Annotated in this window: 21 protein-coding genes; 10 read left to right on the top strand and 11 right to left on the bottom strand. The window is 58.2% G+C overall.

Annotated features, from left to right (window positions below; all coding sequences use genetic code 11):
* Positions 1 to 94 precede the first annotated feature (94 nt).
* Entirely contained in the window at positions 95 to 865 is a 771-nt protein-coding gene (locus tag ACR0LH_RS10970; protein WP_170483713.1) for an MlaA family lipoprotein, read from the top strand.
* On the top strand, positions 855 to 1463 hold the full coding sequence (locus tag ACR0LH_RS10965) for a Tgt2/MlaC family protein (RefSeq protein ID WP_170696802.1): 609 nt from the start codon (positions 855 to 857) through the stop codon (positions 1461 to 1463). The genes ACR0LH_RS10970 and ACR0LH_RS10965 overlap by 11 nt, the downstream gene beginning before the upstream one ends.
* A gap of 66 nt (positions 1464 to 1529) precedes the next feature.
* On the opposite strand, the gene ACR0LH_RS10960 is transcribed toward ACR0LH_RS10965, so the two are convergent.
* From ACR0LH_RS10960 to ACR0LH_RS10945, 4 genes are read right to left on the bottom strand one after another with little or no spacing between them, the layout of a single operon-like run.
* Positions 1530 to 2627, bottom strand: coding sequence for a sn-glycerol-3-phosphate ABC transporter ATP-binding protein UgpC (locus ACR0LH_RS10960; protein ID WP_170387758.1), 1098 nt, complete (start codon positions 2625 to 2627; stop codon positions 1530 to 1532).
* A 3-nt stretch (positions 2628 to 2630) separates the two neighbouring features.
* Positions 2631 to 3536 carry a carbohydrate ABC transporter permease gene (locus ACR0LH_RS10955; RefSeq protein ID WP_170483557.1) on the bottom strand — a complete coding sequence of 302 codons (906 nt, stop codon included), beginning with the start codon at positions 3534 to 3536 and terminating at the stop codon, positions 2631 to 2633.
* A complete protein-coding gene (locus ACR0LH_RS10950; protein ID WP_170387762.1) occupies positions 3529 to 4401 on the bottom strand; it encodes a carbohydrate ABC transporter permease in 873 nt (290 codons plus the stop codon). Before ACR0LH_RS10950 ends, ACR0LH_RS10955 begins: the two co-directional genes overlap by 8 nt.
* A gap of 59 nt (positions 4402 to 4460) precedes the next feature.
* On the bottom strand, positions 4461 to 5705 hold the full coding sequence (locus tag ACR0LH_RS10945; protein ID WP_170387764.1) for an ABC transporter substrate-binding protein: 1245 nt from the start codon (positions 5703 to 5705) through the stop codon (positions 4461 to 4463).
* A 220-nt stretch (positions 5706 to 5925) separates the two neighbouring features.
* On the opposite strand from ACR0LH_RS10945, the gene ACR0LH_RS10940 reads away from it, so the two are divergent.
* Both ACR0LH_RS10940 and ACR0LH_RS10935 read left to right on the top strand, forming a co-directional pair.
* Positions 5926 to 6660, top strand: coding sequence for a response regulator transcription factor (locus ACR0LH_RS10940; RefSeq protein WP_170483553.1), 735 nt, complete (start codon positions 5926 to 5928; stop codon positions 6658 to 6660).
* Positions 6657 to 8099: a sensor histidine kinase gene (locus ACR0LH_RS10935; RefSeq protein ID WP_480720975.1), complete on the top strand. Its 1443-nt coding sequence runs from the start codon at positions 6657 to 6659 to the stop codon at positions 8097 to 8099. Before ACR0LH_RS10940 ends, ACR0LH_RS10935 begins: the two co-directional genes overlap by 4 nt.
* Positions 8100 to 8103: 4 nt before the next feature.
* Here ACR0LH_RS10935 and fliP read toward each other — a convergent pair whose 3' ends face one another.
* From fliP to fliF, 4 genes are read right to left on the bottom strand one after another with little or no spacing between them, the layout of a single operon-like run.
* Complete coding sequence (fliP, locus tag ACR0LH_RS10930; RefSeq protein ID WP_480720973.1) at positions 8104 to 8835, bottom strand: flagellar type III secretion system pore protein FliP; 732 nt, start codon at positions 8833 to 8835, stop codon at positions 8104 to 8106.
* Positions 8835 to 9122, bottom strand: coding sequence for a FliM/FliN family flagellar motor switch protein (locus ACR0LH_RS10925; protein ID WP_480720972.1), 288 nt, complete (start codon positions 9120 to 9122; stop codon positions 8835 to 8837). The genes fliP and ACR0LH_RS10925 overlap by 1 nt, the downstream gene beginning before the upstream one ends.
* Positions 9115 to 9711 carry an ABC transporter ATP-binding protein gene (locus ACR0LH_RS10920; protein ID WP_170564072.1) on the bottom strand — a complete coding sequence of 199 codons (597 nt, stop codon included), beginning with the start codon at positions 9709 to 9711 and terminating at the stop codon, positions 9115 to 9117. Before ACR0LH_RS10920 ends, ACR0LH_RS10925 begins: the two co-directional genes overlap by 8 nt.
* Positions 9711 to 11300, bottom strand: a complete 1590-nt coding sequence (fliF, locus tag ACR0LH_RS10915; RefSeq protein ID WP_480720970.1) for a flagellar basal-body MS-ring/collar protein FliF — start codon at positions 11298 to 11300, stop codon at positions 9711 to 9713. The genes ACR0LH_RS10920 and fliF overlap by 1 nt, the downstream gene beginning before the upstream one ends.
* A gap of 119 nt (positions 11301 to 11419) precedes the next feature.
* Between fliF and ACR0LH_RS10910 the strand changes: the two genes are divergently transcribed.
* Genes ACR0LH_RS10910 through ACR0LH_RS10890 form a run of 5 tightly spaced genes read left to right on the top strand, consistent with a single transcriptional unit; the run spans position 11420 to position 15783 of the window.
* Complete coding sequence (locus ACR0LH_RS10910) at positions 11420 to 11917, top strand: flagellar basal body-associated FliL family protein (RefSeq protein WP_480720969.1); 498 nt, start codon at positions 11420 to 11422, stop codon at positions 11915 to 11917.
* Positions 11918 to 11926: 9 nt separating this feature from the next.
* A complete protein-coding gene (locus tag ACR0LH_RS10905) occupies positions 11927 to 12391 on the top strand; it encodes a hypothetical protein (protein WP_480720968.1) in 465 nt (154 codons plus the stop codon).
* Positions 12388 to 12960: a MotE family protein gene (locus tag ACR0LH_RS10900; protein ID WP_480720967.1), complete on the top strand. Its 573-nt coding sequence runs from the start codon at positions 12388 to 12390 to the stop codon at positions 12958 to 12960. The genes ACR0LH_RS10905 and ACR0LH_RS10900 overlap by 4 nt, the downstream gene beginning before the upstream one ends.
* A 46-nt stretch (positions 12961 to 13006) precedes the next feature.
* Entirely contained in the window at positions 13007 to 13876 is an 870-nt protein-coding gene (motA, locus tag ACR0LH_RS10895) for a flagellar motor stator protein MotA (protein WP_170558335.1), read from the top strand.
* Positions 13873 to 15783 carry a hypothetical protein gene (locus ACR0LH_RS10890; RefSeq protein WP_480720965.1) on the top strand — a complete coding sequence of 637 codons (1911 nt, stop codon included), beginning with the start codon at positions 13873 to 13875 and terminating at the stop codon, positions 15781 to 15783. Before motA ends, ACR0LH_RS10890 begins: the two co-directional genes overlap by 4 nt.
* Positions 15784 to 16084: 301 nt before the next feature.
* Here the strand turns inward: ACR0LH_RS10890 and ACR0LH_RS10885 are convergent, their stop codons facing one another.
* From ACR0LH_RS10885 to betB, 3 genes are all read right to left on the bottom strand, one after another.
* Positions 16085 to 17437: an MmgE/PrpD family protein gene (locus ACR0LH_RS10885; protein ID WP_480720963.1), complete on the bottom strand. Its 1353-nt coding sequence runs from the start codon at positions 17435 to 17437 to the stop codon at positions 16085 to 16087.
* Positions 17434 to 19878, bottom strand: a complete 2445-nt coding sequence (locus tag ACR0LH_RS10880) for a GcvT family protein (protein WP_480720962.1) — start codon at positions 19876 to 19878, stop codon at positions 17434 to 17436. Before ACR0LH_RS10880 ends, ACR0LH_RS10885 begins: the two co-directional genes overlap by 4 nt.
* 120 nt (positions 19879 to 19998) lie before the next feature.
* On the bottom strand, positions 19999 to 21453 hold the full coding sequence (gene betB, locus ACR0LH_RS10875; RefSeq protein ID WP_480720961.1) for a betaine-aldehyde dehydrogenase: 1455 nt from the start codon (positions 21451 to 21453) through the stop codon (positions 19999 to 20001).
* 162 nt (positions 21454 to 21615) lie between these two features.
* On the opposite strand from betB, the gene ACR0LH_RS10870 reads away from it, so the two are divergent.
* Complete coding sequence (locus tag ACR0LH_RS10870) at positions 21616 to 21945, top strand: hypothetical protein (RefSeq protein WP_170387789.1); 330 nt, start codon at positions 21616 to 21618, stop codon at positions 21943 to 21945.
* The last annotated feature ends 3 nt before the right edge of the window (positions 21946 to 21948 follow it).

The following is a 21948-nucleotide window of genomic DNA, read 5'->3' as shown; positions in this document are numbered from 1 at the left end:
TTAAATGTTCGGGCGCATCGTCCCCGAGCAGGTTGGAGTGGCAAAACCCGTGTTGAGCAGAATTCGCTTGAAGCCCCTGATCGTCCTGTCCGTTATGACAGTTCTTGGTGCATGTGCCACGCGCCCGCCCGAAGGAACGCCTCCGGGGGAAACATTCGATCCCTATGAAAACGCCAATCGGGGCATCCACAAGTTCAACCTTGGCGTTGACCGGTTTTTGTTCCGTCCGGCCTCGAAGGGCTATGTCAAGATTGTGCCCGATCCGATGGTCACCAGCTTCAACCATTTCGCCGAAAACCTGACGATGCCGGGGCAGGCATTGGACTACCTGCTGCAAGGCAATATCAAACAGTCCGGGAATGCCTTGCTGCGGTTCGCGATCAATACGACGGTCGGCGGCGCGGGCCTGTCCGATCCCGCCAGCGAATTGAACTTGCCGCCGGTGGACACGGATTTTGGCGAGACACTGCACGTGTGGGGCGTGGGTGAGGGCGCTTATGTCGAGCTGCCGTTCTACGGCCCGTCAACCCAGCGGGATTCGATTGGCGTGATCGTCAATCTGTTCTCGAACCCCATCAACTTTACGCCTGTTCGCCCGGTCGACAATATCGGCGTCTACGCCGAGGTTGTGCGCCGCATGGGCGATCGCGGCCGGTTCTCGGATACGGTCGATTCGATCCTGTATGAAAGTGCCGACAGCTACAGGCAGGCACAGACCATCTACCTGCAAAACCGGCGCTTTGAACTGGCAAGAGACGATGAAGACGCCTATTTGGGTCTGTATGATGACCCCTATGCCGAAACCGGGACCGACCCAGTCAGGGACCCCTACCTAGACCCCTACGAGGACCCCTATGCCGAGTAACCACTTGAACCGACGCAGTTTCGTCGCCACTGGCCTTGCCGGTGCGCTGATGACCGCCCTCCCCGCTTTCGCCCAGACCGAAGCCAGCGCCAAGGCATTGGTTGTCAGCGTCGTGGACGAAATCAACCGCGTGATCGCCTCGGGCAAGTCCGAAAAAGCGATGATCCGCGATTTTGAGAAAATCTTCGTTAAATATGCCGACGTTCCGATTATGGCGCGCTATGTGCTGGGCGCTGACGGCCGTTCGGCCAGTTCATCGCAGCTAAAACAATTCACCAGGGCGTTTCAGGGCTATATCTCAACCAAATACGGCCGCCGTTTCCGGGAATTCATCGGCGGTCAGGTTACAGTTCGGAACGCCCGCAAGATCAAGGCCGGGTACGAGGTTCGTACGTCGGTCAAGCTGCAGGGCTCGTCCCCGTTCGAGGTGACCTTTCTGGTGTCCGACAAGTCCGGGCGTGATCGGTTTTTCAATATGTTCATCGAAGGGGTGAACATGCTGCTGACCGAACGGACCGAGATCGGCGCCATGCTGGATGCGCGTGGCGGTGATCTGAACCGACTCATCAAGGACATGAACCAGAATAAGCTCAGCTAAACTGGCCCATAGGTGCAAAAAGCGCCGCGCGACCCGGATCGCGCGGCGCTTTTTCGTTCTGCTGCCTTAGTTCAGGCGCTCACCGGTTTCCTTGGCGAAATAGGAAACTTTGCTCATGTCAAAGGCCAGATTCAACATCTTGCCCGCCCGCGCGCTGGTTTCCGCGTGAAGGCGCGCGGTGACCTGCTTGCCTCCCAGTTCCGAAACCACATAGGTGTCAGCCCCCGCCGGTTCGACCATATCGACAAGGCACTCGGCCTCTTGCACGCCATCGCCTGCGCGGAACCCGGCCTCGGCAATATCCTCGGGGCGCAGGCCAAGGATCACATCCTGCGGCAGCGACAGATCGCGGGCATCGTTCAGCACCAGAGTCTCTCCACTATCGCGTGCGATGGCGATCTGGGTACCCGGCCCGTTCTTGCGCGCCTGAGCCGGGATAAGGTTCATCGCGGGGGAACCCATGAAATCGGCCACAAACAGGTTCGCCGGGTTGTTGTATATCTCGGCCGGGCTGCCGATCTGCTGCACGATCCCACCTTTGAGAACAACGATCTTGGTGGCCAGCGTCATCGCCTCGATCTGATCGTGGGTGACGTAGACGATGGACGCATCCAGTGTTTGATGCAGTTTCTTGATCTCGGTCCGCATCTCGACCCGCAGCTTGGCGTCGAGGTTCGACAGCGGCTCGTCGAACAGGAACAGCTTGGGGTCACGCACCAGCGCCCGGCCCATCGCAACCCGCTGACGCTGACCGCCTGACAACTGGCTGGGGCGGCGGTTCAGCAGAGGTTCAATCTGCAACAGTTGGGCAACCTCTTTCAGCTTGGCGTCCTGCGTCGCCTGATCGACCCCGCGCACCTTCATACCAAAGGTGATGTTCTTGGCGACCGACATGGTCGGGTACAAGGCATAAGACTGGAAAACCATCGCGATGTCACGGTCCTTGGGGCTGACATGGGTCATGTCGTTCCCGCCGATGGACAACGTCCCACCGGTGATAGGCTCTAGACCTGCGATACAATTCAGCAGGGTGGATTTGCCGCAACCCGACGGGCCGACCAACACCAGGAAATCACCCGGTTCGATCGAGATGTTGATGTCCTTGAGAATCTCGGTCGCGCCGTAATTCTTGTACAGGTTTTGGATATCGAGGATCGGGGCCATGATTTATCCCTTCACGGAACCAGCGGTCAGACCGCGGATGAAATACTTACCGGCAACGACATAGACGAGCAGCGTCGGCAGCCCCGCGATGATCGCGGCAGCCATGTCGACGTTGTATTCTTTGACGCCGGTGGTGGAGTTTACGATGTTGTTCAGTGCCACGGTCACGGGCTGCGTCCCCGCCTGGCTGAAGGACACGCCGAACAGGAAGTCGTTCCAGATCTGCGTGAACTGCCAGATCACGGTCACCACGATGATGGGCAGCGACAGCGGCAGGAAGATCGACCAGAAGATCCGCAGGAACCCGGCCCCATCGACGCGCGCAGCCTTGGTCAGCTCGGCCGGGATGGTAACGTAGTAGTTGCGGAAGAACAGCGTGGTGAAGCCCAGCCCGTAGATGACGTGAACAAAGATCAGTCCCGGAATGGTCCCGGCGATCCCCATCAAGCCCAGCAGGCGCGCCATCGGCAGCAGAACCACTTGAAACGGGATAAAGCAGCCAAACAGCATCAGCGAGAAGATGATGTTGGCCCCTTTGAACCGCCACTGCGCCACGACATAACCATTCAGTGCGCCCAGCAGGGTCGAGATCGCCACCGCAGGCACCGCGATCAGGACCGAGTTCCAGAAATAGGGCCGCAGACCTTCACACTGAATACCGGTGCAAGCGCCGGACCATGCCGTTTTCCAAGCGTCGAAACTGACCTCACGCGGTAGAGAAATCAGAGACCCGGTTCGGATTTCCTCAAGGCTTTTCAGCGACGTGGTCAACATCACGAACAGCGGCATCAGGTAATACAGCGCAAACAGTCCCAGCAGGACATACAGCAGCCAACGCAGGGCAATCTTGCCAGCGGCGCTTTGGCTACGAGGTTGCGTTCGGGATTGGGGCATCGACAGATCAGTCATTTTTCGCCCTCAGCTCTGAGTAAAGATAGGGAACCACGATGGCAAAGACGACCAGCATCATGATCATCGCAGACGAGGCCGCCTGACCGATGTCACCGCGCGAAAACGCCATGGCGTACATGTAGGTTGCCGGTAGATCGGTCGCGTAGCCCGGACCGCCGCCTGTCAGGGCGATGACCAGATCAAAGCTCTTGATCGCAAGGTGCGCCAGCACGATGAAGGCCGACAGGAAGATCGGGGCCATCGAAGGGATGATAATCGCCGTATAGATGCGCCATGTGGGGATACCATCGACCTGCGCGGCCTTGATGATCTCTCCATCCACGGATCGCAGACCGGCCAGAAAAAGCGCCATAACGAAGCCCGAGCTTTGCCAGATCGCGGCCATGACGATGGTGTAGATGGCGTAATCGGGGTTTACCAGCCAGTCGAACTCGAAGTTTGTGAACCCCCAGCCCTGCACCATGGATTCAATGCCCAAACCGGGGTTCAAAATCCACTTCCACGCTGTACCGGTTACGATCATCGACAGCGCCATAGGGTACAGGTAGATGGTGCGGATCGCCCCTTCGACGCGGATTTTCTGATCCAGCAGGATGGCCAGCAACAGGCCCAGCACCATCGCGATCACGATGAACAATGCGCCAAAGATATACAGGTTGTTAATCGCCGTATCCCAGCGGGGCGAGTCGAACAGGCGTTCATACTGGATGAAGCCCTTGATCTCGTATTTCGGCAGCAGTTTCGATCGGGTCAGCGACACCCAAGCCGTCCATCCGATAAAGCCGTAGACAAAGATCAATACGGCAATGAACGACGGTGCCAGCACCACCTTGGGCAGGTGGTTTTCCAGCCATTCGGACATTTTTTCCTCCGGGAGAAAAGAGGCTCTGCCCCACAGTATAGGGGCAGAGCCGGTTCGGATCAGTAGCTGTTTGCCACCGCGTCCGCCAGTTGCTGAACCGCGTCAGCCGAGGACATTTCCGAGTTGAAATGTGCGGTTACAACATCGGTAATCGCACCGGACTGCGACCCGCGCAGCGCCATGCCATGCGCATAGGATGGCAGCAGCGACCCTGCCGCCGAGGTCGAGCCCATGTCTTCGGCCGACAGGTTGGCGCAGATGTCGAAATCATCCAGCGCCACGTCGGTCCGTGCCGGGATCGAGCCCTTGTTCAGGTTGAACACCTTCTGGAAGTTCGGCGCGACGATCAGCTTGGCCAGCAGATCCTGTCCGGCTTTCTTGTCATCTCCGTCCACGTTGAACATGGCAAAGCTATCGACGTTGTACAGGTAACCGTCACCGGGGGTCGAGGCACACAGGAAGTCCTCACCCGGCTTTTTGCCAGCCGCCAGGAACTCACCCTTGGCCCAGTCACCCATGATCTGGAAGGCTGCTTCGCCGTTCATCACCATGGCCGTCGCAAGGTTCCAGTCACGGCCCGAGAAGTTTTCGTCCACGTAGCCGCGCAGGGTGCGCATCTGGTCAAACACCTGCACCATTGTGTCCGAGGTCAACGCCTCGGGGTCCAGATCGACCAGCGCCTTTTGATAGAACTCCGGTCCGCCGATGCCCAGCAATACAGCCTCGAATACGGTCGCGTCCTGCCAGGACTGACCACCATGAGCCAGCGGGATCACACCGGCATCCATCAACTTGACGGCAGCCGCGTTGAACTCGTCCCACGTGGTCGGCATCTCGATACCATTGGCAGCCAGAACGTCCGCATTGGCCCAGATCCAGTCCACGCGGTGGACGTTCACAGGCGCGGCGCACCATGTGCCTTCACACATCATATGACCGGCGATCGAGGCAGGCAGAACATCTGCCCAGCCTTCGGCTTCGGCAACGGATGAAATGTCGGCCAGAACGCCTTCTTCATACCATTCCTGAATCGCCGGGCCTTTCAACTGAACAGCGGTCGGCGCGTTTCCGGCCAGAACGCGGGCACGCAAGGCGGTCATCGCAGCGTCACCACCACCACCGGCGACCGGCATATCGGTCCAGGTGCCGCCATTCGCTGCAAACTCCTCCTGCAGAACGGCTACCGACTTGGCCTCACCGCCCGACGTCCACCAATGCAGAACCTCGGCCTCGGGCCCGGCCAACGCTGTCGACCCGGCAACCACGGCCAATGTCGAAACGGTAGCAAATGCAAAACGCTTCATTTCCTGTCTCCTCCCTGGAAATTCGGAGCCGCTGTCAAAGCGGCGATGACGGCCATACTGATGCGCACAGGCCGTCTGGCAACTTGGAATCTTTCGCAACATGCAGAAATAGCCCAAATTTTCACCGCTTTTGTTACACCGTGTTACGTTGACATTGAATCCGTTTCCGTTCGTTACAATTGACGACACCGGAGGAGCAGAAACAGGGAGGACAAGCCGCGTGAGCATTCCGCGACTTTTGGTGGTGGACGACGACCCAGAGATGCGGTCGATGATGACGCAGTTCATGCAGCAAAACGGTTTCATCGCCCTGCCCGCCCGATCTGAATCCGAAATCCGTGATCATCTTACCTCAGGCCGTATCGACCTGATCCTGCTGGACGTGATGCTGGGGGATGAAAACGGAGTCGAGATTTGCGCCCGTCTCAGAGCCGAACAGGATGTGCCGATCATTCTGGTTTCAGCCCTGTCCGCCGATCACCAAAGAATGGCCGGATACGAGGTCGGGGCCGACGACTATATCGCCAAGCCGTTCAACCCCCAACTGCTGCTGGCGCGAGTTCGCGCGGTTATGCAGCGCGCACGTCGGACGCCTTCGCTGGCCTATCGCCGCCGCACACGCAGTTTTCGGTTCGACGGGTGGCTTTATGACGGCAAGCGCGACGAAGTATTTTCGCCCGAAGGTTATCTTGTTTCTCTGTCGCAACGAGAAACCGCGCTGCTCAAGGTTTTGCTGGCCAACCCCCACATTCCCCTGACCCGCGACGAGATCGTGGCCGCGCTGGACGTGACAGGCGACAGCGACAAGCCCGAAGCGCAAGGTCGCGCGATTGACATGCTTGTCGGGCGGTTGCGATCCAAGATCGAGGCCAACCCGAAAGATCCACAGATGCTGCGGACAGAACGGGGCGTCGGATATGTCTTTGCCGCCGAAGTCTCGGTGCAAGAGGAATGACACGGCGTCTGCGCAACTTGGGCTGGCTGTGGGTTCTTTCAGCCTTTGCCGCAGGATTGCTTTCTGCCGGGTTATGGTTCGCCTCTGCCCGTGCCTGGAACCAATTCCTGACGCGCTCTTTCGTTGCCGGATTCACCATCTATGAAGACCTGCGCACCGGTATGGCCTCGTCCACTGCGTTTTCAATAGAACCCCTGTCACCGCAGGATTCGTCCCTGGCGGAATCGGGTGATTTTCAACAGTTGCCGGGTTTCGCCGACCGACGTTTCGTGACCAATCTTTCCATCCTGACAGACAGTTCATCCCCGCTCAGTGGGCGCGAGCTGACTCTGGCTATCCTGTCCGACCGGCTGGTCTATCCGGTATCGGACATCGTCTCTGGCACGGATCAGACCGGCCCCGAGAAGATGGGCAATCTGACCCGTCTGCTGGCCACCTACTGCAGCGAGCCGATACTGATCGCCCAATTCGGACGTGGGCGGTGGTACAGAGTAGACGGAACCTCGATCTGGGGCTGCGGGGCCGCTCCGGTTGATCTGCGTCTGCCCGCAATCTTGTTGGGCATCGTTGCGCTTGCCGTGATCCTGACCTCGGTGGGCAATGTGTCCGATACGTTCACCCGCTTCGCCCATGCCCTTCGCGAGAGGCGGCGGCGCGGTGGACCAGAAAGCTATGACACGGATGGCCCGGAAGAATTGCGCGACATCGTCTCGGCCGTGAACGCACATCTTGAAGCCGAGCGCATGCAGCTTGAAAAACGTGCCACTGTCCTGTCCGGGGTCAGTCACGATTTGGGAACACCGGCGACCCGCGTTCGCCTGCGCGCCGCCCTGATTGCCGATGACGAACTGCGCGAAAAGCTCGAAGCTGACGTCGATCAGATGACCGGCATGATCGAAAGCGTCCTGACCTACACGCGGTCCGAGCTAAGCGTCGAGGAACCACGACAGATCTCGCTGACATCGCTGGTCGAGTCGGTCGTGGCCGACTATCAGGACATGGACCTGCCCGTCACGCTGCAAAAGGTTGATCCGGTCGCGGTCGAGGGCGCTCCGTCGGTCTTCATGACCCGGCGCGGACATGGATCGCTGCCGGAGACTCGGCGCATGTTGGTTACTGGGCGCCCGATCTCGCTGAAACGCGCGCTGACCAACCTGATCGACAACGCCCTGAAATACGGCCGCCACGCCGAGGTGCAACTGGAAACTGATGCGCACACAGCGATCATTACCGTCGAGGACAAGGGTACGGACTTGTCTGTCGCCGACATCGAAACGCTGATGGCCCCGTTTCGGCGCGGCTCGAACACCGGATCGTCTGACGGGTTTGGCCTTGGCCTGACGATTGCCGCCACAGTCGCCGAGCAGCATGGCGGCGAACTAACCTTCGAGGCAGGAGATCGCGGGCTACGCGCGTGCCTCCAGATCACCCGGCAATAATCCTTTAGCTCATATAGCTGCGCACCAGCGCTCCTGCGATCAGGGGCCACCCATCCGCGATGACAAAAAACGCCAGTTTGAACGGCAGAGATACCGTTGCCGGCGGCACCATCATCATCCCCATCGACATCAGCACCGCAGCGACAACCAGATCAATAATCAGAAAAGGCAAAAAGATCAGGAACCCGATCTGAAAAGCCCGAGCAATCTCGGACAGCATGAAGGACGGCATCAGGATCGAAAGCGGAGCTTGCGGCGACAACACAGCGGTTTCGCCTTCGGGCCGCAAGGCTGCCATCGCGTGAAACGTATCCGGGTCCAGGCGCGCAGCCATAAAAACGCGAAACGGCTGAATGGCTCTTTCCAGCGCCAAATCCACTTCCAGAGTCTCCTCGACCATGGGCCGGATACCGATCGTCCATGCCTCGGTAAAGACCGGCTCCATGATGAAGTAAGTGAGAAACAAAGCTAGGCTGACGATCAGCATGTTAGGAGGCGATTGCTGAAGCCCGATGCCTTGCCGCAGGATCGCCAAAACAGTGATCAGGAATGGAAAGCACGTGATCATGATCGCCAGTCCCGGCGCAAGGCTCAGCACTGTGACCAACAGGATCAACTGAATGGTCCGTGCTGAAATCGAACCGCCTTCCCCCAGCGAAAGCGATACCTCCTGCGCCGCGGCCAGCGACGGGCACAACATTACCGTTAAAGCGATCAGCCCGGGCAACCAACGCATCAGCCGATTCCGTTTTGCAAATCCGCGATTTCAGTCAACCGCACGGCAAGTTGCCCTGCTTGATCGCCCTCCATTTCTTCAAGCAGACCCCGTGCCACAAGTTGATCCCCGACATAGAGGTCAACCGGATCCTCGATACGTTTGTCCAGGGTCAGCACGGCATTCTCGCCCATGCTCAACAGATCGCGGATCAGCGGTAGCGCGCGCCCGACCGAGACGGTGACCTCGATAGGGACATTTTCAAACGGGTTCGTTTTTTCGGGTCGCTGGGTCTGGGTATCACTCATTGGTCAATGCCTTTTTTGCCTCGAATACATAGGCGTCGAACGCCCCGGAAATGGCGGCAAGCAGATCGGTGCAATCCACCTCGCGCCTGTGCACTCCGACCTGCAACCTTGCCTGCCCTGCCTCCAGCGACGGGTCTTCAACGACTTGGGTGGACGGGGACAGCTCTGCCGGAACCATCTCGTCAACTTCCGCCACGCAGCCAACGGGCACAAATATCTGCATAGGCTGGCCAATGTGATCGCGCGCCATTTCGGTTAGTTGTTCAGTCAGTCGCGTTGCAAAACCTCGATCCAACGTTTCAGGCAGAACTACCTCAACAAGACTGTGGAACATGGGCTTCAGCGACATGGTCATCCTCGCCAAGGCTTCCTGGTAGGTGAACGACATATCTCCGAGCGCTTTGGCCAGGTCCGCCGAGACCTCTCCCTTGTCCTGTGCCTGCGCCTGTACCGCGTCTTCCCAACCGGCGCTGTAGCCTTGCTCGAATGCTGCAAGCCGCTGTTCCTCAAGCGCGTCTTCATCCAGAAGGAGCACTTTGGCTGTGCCGGCCTGTAGTGTAAAATCCTCAAGAAGGTGGGCAATCGACATCAGACGCGTTCCTCGCCTTCTTCGAGCCAACTACGCAGGATTTCTACGGTTTCCTCCTGCTTGTCGCCGATCATTGCGCGCAACCGTTCGACAGGATCAGCGCTCTGCTGCGTTGCAGGTACGGGAAGTTCTTCCTGTGCAGACTGTCCCGGAAGCGACGTGAAACGACCGGCTTCGTCCGTGGCAATCTCTCCGGTCAGAACGGTCTGGGGGTCAGAGGGCGCAGCCGCAGGCAACAAGGGTGGCGCCGCCTGAGGTTTTGTCAGGATCGGACGGATCACGAACAGCCCGAGAACCAAAGAGACAATGGCCAACACCGCCATCTGGATCAGCGACATCGCGTCAAAATGCATGTTCTGCCAGATCGAAGTCGACGCAAGCGTTCCCTGTGGTTCAACCGACGGCAGATCCATGGATTTCAACGTGATCACATCTCCACGTTCTGCGTCAAAACCGACCGCCGAAGCCACCAGTTCTTTCAGAGCTTCCATCTCAACCTCGGGCATCGGGACAAAGGTTTCGACACCGGCAGCGTCCGTTTCCCGCGACCCGTTCACCAGCACGGCCACCGTCAGTCGCCTGATCGCGCCCGGTGCATTGTGCACCTCAAACTCGGTCTCTGATACTTCGTAGTTCACACGTTCGCGCGTCTGGGTGGCGTTCGAGTTTGATTCGTCGCCCCCCGCTCCGTCCCCATCCGGCAGGTTCGATGCCACAGTGACATCGGCGGATTGGTTGCGCGCACTGTCCGAACGCTCTTCGACATCCGTGCTGATGGCAACACGACCATTGGGATCAAAACGCCGTTCGCGGATGGATTCCGTCTTGGTGACAGTATCCACGCTGACCTCTACCACGGCATTTCCGGCCCCGACCCGCGCTTCGACCAAACGTAGAACACGCTCTCGCATTTGACGCGACTTGTCGTCAGCCGTATCGGATGCAACCGCGTTCTCCTGCGCGCTGATCACTGATCCATTGGAATCGACAACTGTCACATTCTCGGGCGCAAGGCCGCTGACAGCCGACGAAACCAGAAACCGGATCGCCTTGGCCTGATCCGAGGTGATGTCCGCACCAGACGATACCAAATAGATCGACGCCGTCGGAGCAATGCTGCGCTGAAACGGGTTCGTCGATCCATTCGCAATATGCACCCGTGCCTGGCTGATATGAGGGCTGCCAACAATCGTCCGGGCGAGCTCGCCTTCTTTCGCGCGCCAATAGGCGGCATCGAACATCTGCGACGTGGTGCCGAAACCGCTGAGTGAATCCAGCAACTCATACCCTTGGTTTCCGTTCGCAGGCAGTCCCTCACTGGCAAGAGTCATGCGCAGCTCATCCCGTTGCGACCCCGGGACGTAAATTGAACCGCCGCGAATCTCGTAAGCCACTCCGCGCTGATCCAGCGAGCGGACAATGTCACCCGCAGCACCACTTTCCAGCCCTGCATATAGCAGAGTCATCGACGGCGCGGCGACCAGCCGCGACATCGCAAGCACCCCCAGAAACACCAGCACAACCGCACCGGCAACGATGATTTGTTTACGCCTGTCCAAACTAGCCCAGACAGTTCCGATCTGCTGCACGCTCACCTCCGACTCGCCGACATTCTGCCCGGCGCATCCCTTGTTTGGACGATTGCCCTTAACAATCGGTTAGTCCCTGCCGGGTTATGACAATTGCAGAACGGATGAATGAGGACGTCATGACCGACGCGACCGCAGAACAGGCAGAAGCCCCTAAGAAAACGGGGAAAAAGGGAATGATCATCGGGCTGATTCTGGCGGTGATTGGCGCAGCAGGCGGGTATTTTCTGACCACCTCAGGCGCGCTACCGATTAGGAGCGAAACCAGCGCGCAAAATGCCAAGGATAAAAGGGATGACACGCCTGAAAAGGCATTGCCCGACGTCGGATTCGTCGATCTTCCAACAGTGATTGTATCGGTGAGTACAGGTGATTCCCGCCACCTGAAATTTCACGCTCAGCTTGAGGTGAACTCCGAATATCTGGGCGACGTCGAAAAAGTGAAGCCGCGAATCATGGACGTCCTGAACGGATACCTGCGCGCGGTCGAAATCTCTGACCTCGAAGATTCGCTCGCGCTGATGCGCATCCGCGGGCACCTGCTGCGGCGCATCGGCATTGTCGTTGGAGAAGATCGCGTACGCGATGTTCTCGTGATGGAATTTGTACTGAACTAGGAGGCAAAGTTGGAATTGATCGCGGATATCTTGCTGGTTGCCGGAGCGTTGGGCGCGGGCCTCTATTGTTTCGTCCTGTCCCGGCGCCTCAAACGCTTTACTGACCTCGAAAAGGGCGTTGGCGGTGCGGTGGCTGTTTTATCGTCACAAGCAGACGAGCTGAAACAATCCCTGAATGCGGCACGCGAGGCGTCCGATCAATCGGGGGTCGCTCTGAAAGACCTGACAAATAGGGCAGAATCGGTCGCGCAACGATTGGAACTGATGATGGCGTCAATGCATGACGTCATACCCGAAGAAGAAGCCCCGGACGAGCCGGCCAGAGCCGAGGAATCCGCGCCGCCGGATGAAGTCATTCAGGAAGAATCCGAACCGAAGCAGGCAGTAAAGCCGGAAAGCGCCCAATCGGCCAAGCGGCCCGCCGGGTTGATGTTCATGAGGCATGGACGCAAGTCTGATGAGGCCGCAGCATGACGGGAAAGCCCACAAAGCGACCTAAAAGCGGTGTTCTTGCGGTGATCTCTTTGTTGATGATCGGTTCCGCTGTGATCCGCGTGGGTCTGGAAGCTGGTCCTGCGCTTGCCAAAAGCTCTGATTCTCTCACGTTAGAGCCTGAAATAGCGCAAAGCGACAAACCCGGTGCTCAGGAATTATTGACCCAGTTGCTACGCCGCGAAGAAGCATTGGCAATTCGCGAAGCCGCCGTGCTGGACAAGGAAAAAGCCCTGCAAATTGCGGATCAGGCAATCGAAGGCCGATTGGCTGCACTGCAAGAGGCCGAAGAGAGTTTGCGCGAGACGTTGGCCTATGCTGAGAAAGCGGCCGAGACCGACCTGACGCGCCTTACGGACGTCTATCAAAACATGAAGCCAAAAGACGCAGCGGCCCTGTTCGAGACGATGGATCCAGGGTTCGCGGCGGGTTTCCTATCTCGCATGCCGCCTGACGCCGCCGCTGGCGTGCTGGCCGGGCTCAGCCCCGAATCTGCTTACACAATCAGCGTCATCATGGCCAGTCGAAACGCAACCGCGCCTCAGGAATGACTGACGACGTCTATCAACCCCGCTTTTGCCTCTCTGGAGATCGCACATGATCGGATTAATCGGAATTGTCGTCATTTTTGCCATGGTTTTCGGCGGCTATCTGGCTGCGGGCGGCAAAATGGCCATCATTCTCAAATCACTCCCGTTTGAAATGATGATGATCGGGGGTGCGGCTGTCGGTGCTTTTCTGATCAGCAACGACATGAGCGCGGTCAAACACACCGCCAAAGACATTGGCAAAGTCTTCAAGGGCCCCAAATGGAAGCCCGAAGACTATCGTGATCTGCTGTGCCTCTTGTTTTCACTTATCCGCGTTGCCAAGGCCAACCCGGTCGAACTGGAACAGCATATCGAAGACCCCAAGGCGTCGTCACTGTTCTCGGCCTATCCAAAGATTCAATCGGACAAAGAAGCGGTCGACCTGATCTGCGACACGATGCGCTCAGCCTCAATGAACTACGACGACCCGCATCAGGTTGAGGAGGTGCTGGAGAAACGGATGGAGGCCAATTTCCATCACGCCATGCACTCAAGCCACGCGCTGCAGACGGTCGCAGATGGACTTCCGGCCCTGGGTATCGTGGCCGCTGTTCTAGGGGTGATCAAGACGATGGGATCCATTGACCAGCCCCCCGAGGTTCTGGGCAAACTGATTGGCGGAGCGTTGGTCGGAACGTTTCTTGGCGTCTTCCTGGCCTATGGGCTGGTCGGGCCATTTGCCGGAAAACTGAAGGCTGTGGTCGAAGAAGACAACCACTTCTACCAGTTGATCAAAGAGGTGCTGGTTGCAAACCTGCATAACCACAATCCGGCTATGTGCATCGAAGTCGGGCGTCAGAACACTCCAACACATAACCGCCCGGGATTTTCCGAACTTGAAGACGCGCTGAAAGAGCTGAAACAGGCTGCGGCATGAAAAAGTTGGGATTTCTTGTTGCTGGCTTTTTGGCGATCGCAAACTTGGCGACTGCGCGACCTGTGACCGTTAGAACCGGCGAGCACGACGGCTACACGCGGCTGGTCGTTCAAGTTCCAGCTGGTACTGACTGGACACTGGCGCAAACTAGGAACGGCGCGCGATTGAGCGTGGCGCTGGAAGACGTGACCTTTGATACGGGCTCTGTTTTTCAGCGCCTCACGCAAAACCGGCTGGCGGCCATATCGCAGAAAAGCCCCGGTGAGGCTTTGGAGATGCAGTTTGGCTGCGACTGTGTCGCGTCATCCTTTCTGTACAAAGACACGATGATCGTCGTCGATATCACCGCGGCTAAAATTCAACCGGCGATCAGCTCCGATATTCCTCCGCCCCTGCTGCCCAAGGCTGTACCAGCCCCAAATCCCCTGGACAGCACGCAGCCTTTGAAGGCGCTGTCATTACCCGTTGTGAACTTGAACGCACGGCTCCTTGAAAGTCTGCTTTCCACGCGGCTGCTGCAAGGCGCTGACCGGGATCTCGTAGACCTTGAACTCGCTCCGGTCGGTCCAAGGGCATCGATTGCCAAAGACGTACAGCAACCGGCGTTTGATCTGAACGCGAATATCAACGTGACCTCGATTGCGGACGAACTGAACGATCAGTTCGGCGCGCGTTTGATGCCCATTGAACGGCATCCAGCGTGTTTTACCAGTGCTGACCTTGGTTTCGGCAAATGGTCTGAGGCAGATCCGTTTCCGTTGCAGTTGGCCGAACTCCGCACCAAATTGTTTCAAGAGTTTGATCACCTCGATGCAGATTCGGCCCTAAAACTTGCAAAACTGTACGCGTTTCACGGGTTTGGCGCAGAATCGCTTCGGATGCTGGAGCTTTTGGGCAAGGTATCATCGCCCGAGACGACACGGATCGCCGCGATTGCGCAATATTTGGATCGCGGTGAAGTGTCTGAGGCCAACCCGTTTGCAGGCATGCAATTTTGCGACAGTGACGCGGCATTGTGGTCTGTGCTCACCGAAGGCGTCTTGGTCGAGGATGCAGCGCTCAACGACATCGAGCAGTCCTTTGCACGTTTGCCCCGCCACTTGCGACGTCACCTTGGCCCCGAACTGTCAGAGATTTTCGTGAAGGGCAAGGAACTGGAAGCCGCCCGGCGGGTAATGCGCGGTGTTGGCCGCGTCCAAACCAATCCCAGTGCAAGCGCATCGAACGCCAATGCCAAAATCGCGGCTTCTGACGGTGATGGACCGTTGGCAGAAACGCTGCTGACCGATGCTATTTCTGCACCCGGATCCACGTTGGAGGCTCCGGTCGCTCTGGTTCGCCTTGTCGACAAACGGTGGACGGACCGCGGTTCGGTTTCCGCCAAGGAGGTGGCTCTTGCCGCCTCATTCGCGGCCGAGTTGCGCGAGTCTCCACTTCAGCCAGTGCTTCAACGCACGCATGCTGTTGCCCTTGGGTTAAGCCAAGAATTTGATCAGGCTCTGGATTTTCTAGAGGAGATTCCGAAAGGGCCCGAACACGACGCGGGGCTAAACCAGATCACGCAGGTTCTGACGGAACGCGCCGACGATACAACTTTTTTACGGCGCGTTTTGACGATGTCAGCGGAACATAGAATTGCTCTGACGACCAGCACGGCCATAGCAGTGGCAGATCGATTGGTATCGCTTGGTTTTGCGCGCCCGGCGCATGTTTTGGCCAGCCGATCTCAAGACAAGGCTCGCGCTGCAGATCGGGCACGTTTGCGCGCGCATTCCGCCCTGCTGTCCCGCCGCCCGCATCAGGCTTTGCTAGAGTTGGCCGACGACTCGTCAGAGAAAGCAACGCAAATCAAGCTGCAGGCACTCCAGTCCGTCAATGACTACGCGACGGCCGGAAGTCTTTCCTAGGCGTTTGGCAACTACGACGAAGCCAACCGCTTCTTTTGGCTGGCCGATCTGCCCGATGAAGTCGACGCGGTGCAAGGTCCACGATTTGGCCGGATAAGCCAAACAACCCAAAATCTGTCAAGGCAACCTAATCGCGTGCCCGGCAAACCATTGGCTGACGCCAGAACCCTGCTGCAAGACAGCGCAGACACCCGGCAACAAATCGCGGAACTATTGGCAGCGGTTGTCAGATAGAACTCGCAGTTTTGCAGAATTCAGCCGTGTTAGAGACAAAAACTCAGTGTTTGAGCCTGCGTTTCGCCTATTGCTCGATGGGATCAAAAAGCCATTGCGCAAGGTCGGAATACCGGCTTTCTGGGTCGTTCCAGCCCAAGATGGCATCTCGAATCGCGTCCGCACGGGCGCGCCCGAGGACCGGCTCGGTGAACTCCGTGTACTTGCCGATCACCTCATCACGGTGGAAGGGTGCTTCGGGGCCGCCGCGCGCATGGATGTCACCAGATTCGAGTACTCGACCATCTGTGGTTTCGATCCTGACATCCGCCCATCTACCATTTGGAAAGCGCGCGGAATGACGTTCAGCACTGGATACTTGGATACGCCGCATGAAGTCGGCCACGTCAAGATCGGAAAAACCAGCCCCCGAAATATGTTCGACCCCGATCCGCCCGTAAATCGCCTGAACCGCAACGGCGAAGGGAAGGGAATACTGCGCCTGAGACGTCGTCTCCGGCATTCCAGCGTATAGGCACGCTGCTTCGTCAAAGCTGTTGATCTGTATTGACTGAATCTGATCGTGTGTCAGGCTGTTCGACGTCATGACCGCGCGAACCGCGTCAATCGCCGCATGTGCCCACCGGCAGATCGGGTAGGGTTTTACATATTGATGTTCGACCTGCCAGAACCTCCCCAGATCGGCCCAATGAGACGCCGCAGACTGAGCTTCGATCGTAATGGCCGGAGCGCCGGTAAATCCCTTTTCGGCAAGAACCGCAGCGGACAGGCCAACCAGCGCACCCCAGCCAGAGCCATCGTGTAGCATCGTCGGGTTCGCAATTTCCCGCATCATCTGACTGCGCGGGCCGTGATATTCGGCGATCCCCATCGCCTGTCGCAATTGTTCCGGCGTATGCCCTCGCAGGCGCGAGGCCATTGCCGCCACACCCAGCGCATTCCACGCACCCGATGTGTGATAGTCGCTGACCGACGCGTGCAACGACAACCCGGCGCGCCCGGCAACCTCGTACCCGGTGATCACGGCGGCCAGCGCCTCGGGCCCGGTCAGGTCGGGGCAATGCTCGGCCAAGGCAACTAGCGCAGGCAAGACGACAACACCGATATGCCCCTTGGTCGGGTTGTACCCGTCATGCCCGTCCAGATTGTCGGTCTGAGTCGCCATCGCATAGGCCGCCCCTGCCATGCTGACCCGTCGACCATCGAACATCAAGCGCGCGCTGTACGCTTCCTGCGTGCTGGCATACAGCAAAGACGCCGTTTCACGGGCGATCACCCCAGCCTCCATCGGACCAGAGGCGATCAGGATACCCATCGTGTCCAGCATCATCAGAGCGGCTGCGTCCATCGCGCTTTGCGGCATCTGATCCGCTGTCCGGCGTAGCGCAAAATCCGCGACTTGGTCGAACGTCCCTGTCATTTTACCGGGTCCATCACCGGTTGCTTCACATCCCGAAGGCGCTGACCAGACGGGTCAAAAGGCGGCTCGGACAAAAGCGTGGCTTTGTGCGGTTTTCCAAGGATGAAAATAGTCACCGTATCTCCGGGTTGGGCAACCTTGGGGTCGGCATAACCAATCGCCAGAGACTTCCCGACGCTGTAGCCATATGCGCCAGAGGTCACTCGCCCAACCGGTGTTCCATCCGGGGTGAATATCGGCTCACCGCCGGATGCATCGGCATTGGTTGCGTCCACTTCAAACATCGACAAAACCTCACGCGGGGCATTGTCTTTGACGGCCAGATACGCGTCCTTGTGCAAGAAATCCTCGTCCAGCTTGATCAGCCCGGCCAACCCAACTTCTTGCGGCCAATATTCCTGAGAATACTCCCGCCCCCAGGAACCATATCCCTTTTCAATCCGCAATGACCCCAACGCGCGACCGCCAACCGGACCCCCACCCAAGTCATGCGCGGCTTCCAAAAGCGCTGTATAGAGCCTGATCTGGTCTTCCTCGGCGCAATGAAGCTCCCACCCCAAGTCACCCGTAAAGCTGACGCGGATGGCCAGGCAGGGCACACCTGCAACCTCGATCCGTCGGGACCGCATAAAGCGGAACCCCTCGTTTGACAGGTCCGCATTCGTGAGGCGCTGCAACACGTGGCGCGAATTTGGCCCTGCCACGTTGAACCCTGCGATACGGTCTGTGGCGACGTCGAGCGTCGTACCTTCGGGCAACTCGACCATGTTGAAGAACCGCTGGTGATAGCGTTCGGCCATGCCCGAACCGATCATCATGTACTCATCCTCGGCGGTTTTGGTGATGGTGAAATCGCCCGCAACGCCCCCGCGGACCGAGATCAGAGGGGTCAGACAGGACCGCCCGATCTCGGTCGGCACGCGGTTGGCGACCAGACGATCCAGCCAATCATAAGCGCCGGGTCCCTTGATGACATAGTTGGCGAAGTTTGAGATGTCGATCACGCCCACATTGTCGCGCAGCATCCGCACCTCGCGGCCTACGGGTTCCCACCAGTTCTGGCGTGTAAACCCGTTGGTATCGGTCACTCCGGGTTGGTCGGCAAACCACAGCGGATGTTCCCACCCGCAGTTCAGGCCAAAGACGCAGCCCATATTTTTCTGCATCTCGTAAGCGGGGCGCACACGGGCGGGACGACCTGCGCTGCGTTCTTCGTTCGGGAAATGGATGGCGAAGCGGTGCGTATAGGCGTCTTGGACCCGCGCCTTGGTGAATTTCTTGTCGGCCCAGTCGCCAAATCGCGCCAGGTCCCACGCGAACATGTCGTATTTCGGCTCACCTTCGATCATCCATTGCGCCGACAGCAGGCCAAGACCACCAGATTGCGAGAATCCGGGGATGATCCCGGTGCAGCAGAAATAGTTCTGCAACTCGGGCACCGGCCCCCAGATCGCGTTGGAGTCGGGCGACCAGATCATCGGGCCGTTGATCACCCGTTTCACACCTGCGGTCGCGGCAACTGGCACACGTTCGGTGGCTCGAATGACGTTTTCCATGATTCGGTCCAGATCGTCGGGAAACAGATCATGGGCGAAATCCAGCGGTGTGCCGCTTTCGGCCCAGAACTTCATGTCTTTCTCATAGGCACCGATCAGCAGCCCGTTGCCTTCCTGCCGGAAATAATACTCACCATCCCGGTCGGCGATGGACGGCAGGCGACGGCCTAAGGCTGCGACCTCATCAATGGCTTCGGTGACGAAATACTGATGTTCGGTCGGTTGCAGAGGCAGCTCAATCCCGGCCAGCGCCGCAACTTCACGCCCCCAGAGACCGCCTGCATTGACCACCCAATGCGTGTGGATGTCCCCTTTCTCAGTTCGCACGATCCACGACCCATCCGGCTGCTGTTCAGTCCCTATTACGGGGCAAAACCGCTCAATCGTGGCCCCCATCGCGCGGGCACCGGCGGCGTAGGCATGCGTCACGCCCGAAGGATCGACATTGCCGCCATCGGGTTCAAACATGATGCAGCGAATGTCGTCGAACTGCGCCAGCGGGTGCAGTTCCATCGCCTGTTCGCGACTGATCTCATGGAAATTCAGACCGTAGAACTTCGCCTTGGCCTCTTGCAGACGCAGTTGGTGTTCGCGGTCCTCAGTCTGCGCCAGATAGAGCGATCCCGACTGGAAAACACCACAGCCCTGCCCGGTTTCCTTCTCCAGCTCTTTATACAGGTTCATCGTATAATGCTGGATACGGGTGATGTTGTTGTTGTCGTGCAGCCCGTGGATATTGGCCGCCGCGTGCCATGTAGACCCGCTGGTCAGTTCATCGCGTTCCAGCAGGACAACATCGGTCCAGCCGAGCTTGGCCAGATGATACAGGATCGAGCATCCGACCAGCCCCCCTCCGATCACAACGGCCTGAGCGTGGGTTTTCATGGGCTGACCTCCTGCTTGCGAACTTGGCGCTTGCAGGAAAGTCAGCCACAGGTCAGGGGCGGCTTATGCTCTGTTCCCGACGCGAAATGTCGAAAACAGAGTGTGAATGGCCGGTTTTGATCAGTAGGGCGCCTCGACATCGTTCATCGAGACATAGACGGTCTTCATCTCGCTGAAATGGTTGATCGCCAGTTTCGAGTTCTCGCGCCCGACGCCCGACATCTTGGAACCGCCGAACGGAGCTTCGACCGGGGCCAGGTTGTAGGTGTTGATATAGCAGGTACCCGCCGCGAAACCCGCCACGATACGATGGGCGCGGGTCAGGTCGTTGGTAAAGACGCCAGCGGCCAGGCCGAACTCGGTATCATTGGCGCGGGCCAAGACTTCTTCTTCGGAGTCGAAATCCAGAACGGACATGACGGGGCCAAAGATTTCCTCACGCGCGATGGTCATGTCGTCAGTGACATCGGCAAAAACGGTGGGCTGCATGTAAAAGCCGTCGCCCTCGATCCGCTCGCCGCCATAGACAAGACGCGCGCCCTCGGCTTTGCCTTTTTCGATATAGCCCAGCGCGATGTTCATCTGGTTTTCGCTAACCATAGGGCCGAAATTTACGCTCTCATCCAGCGGGTCGCCAATTTTCGCGGTGGCCAGACGTTCGGACAGGCGAGTGAGGAATTGTTCCTTGATGCCTTTCTGTACAAAGACGCGCGTGCCGTTGGAACAGACCTGTCCCGAGGAATAGAAGTTCCCCAAAATCGCGCCCGAAACGGCATTTTCGATATCGGCATCGTCAAACACGATCATGGGGGACTTGCCGCCCAGTTCCATCGTCACGTGTTTCATGTCCGCTGCGGCGGCGGCATAGACCTTGCGACCGGTGGGCACCGATCCGGTCAACGAGACCTTAGCCACGCGCGGGTCCGTCACCAGCGACGCGCCGACATCTCCGTACCCTTGCACGACGTTGTAGATGCCTTTTGGGGCACCGGCCTCGATCAGAATCTCGGCCACTTTCAATGCGGACAAAGGCGTGGTTTCCGACGGTTTGAATACCATCGCATTGCCGCAAGCTAAGGCAGGCGCGCCTTTCCAGCAGGCGATCTGGGTGGGATAGTTCCACGCGCCGATGCCAACACAGACGCCCAGCGCCTCGCGGATGGTATACACGAAGTCACCACCGCCCAGCGGGATATGCTCACCGGTCAGCGATCCGGCCAACCCGCCGAAATATTCCAGCGCATCGGCCCCGCTGGTGGCGTCGGCGACCAGCGTTTCCTGCAGAGGTTTTCCTGTGTCGTGCGTTTCAAGGAGGGACAGCGCGCGATTGCGTTCGCGCATGATGTCAGCGGCACGGCGTAGAACCCGGCCCCGCTCGGCTCCCGATAGCGCAGCCCATTCGTTTTGAGCCATTTTTGCACTGTTTAGAGCCTGTTCAACAACCTCTGGCGTGGCGGAATGCAGCCGGGCGATAATCTCTCCGGTTGCGGGAAAGATAACGTCGATGGGGGCACCATTGGTGTCTTCGACGTATTCACCATTGATAAAATGGCTCGCCTTAGGCTGGAATTTCATGACCGGGTCCTTTTCAGAAGTCTTTCCACCGGCTTTAACTTTTGTTGATTGATCAGTCAATAAACGTGAATACGGCAAACTCTCGCCGATGTGAATCGCTGTCCTCTTGAATAGAAAAGTTAATGTTCCATTTATGTTCTACATAGTCAGAGGAACATTCCGATGTCTTACGCCACGCAAAATACTGCTCTGAACGGCCCATCGAACGACTATCACCTGCTGCCTGTCACCGATCGGCAAATGCGCTATGCGCGCGCGATCGCTCAACAAACAGCATTGGAAATCCCCGTCGAAGCGCAACGGGATCGCCGGGCCATGTCGCAGTGGATTTCAGCACACAAACCGCATGATCCATCGCCCTTTGCCAATTATCCAACCGGCAAGCAGGTGGCCTATGCCGAGCGTATTGCCCGCGGCAAACGCAGGCAAATCCCGCAAGAGTGTTTTCGGGACAAGCATGCGATGTCGCTATGGATCGACCACAACAAATAGCGG

This window comes from Ruegeria sp. CL6 (assembly GCF_056536465.1).
The sequence above is the reverse complement of the archived record's forward strand: the minus strand, read 5'-3'. Positions and strand labels throughout refer to the sequence as shown.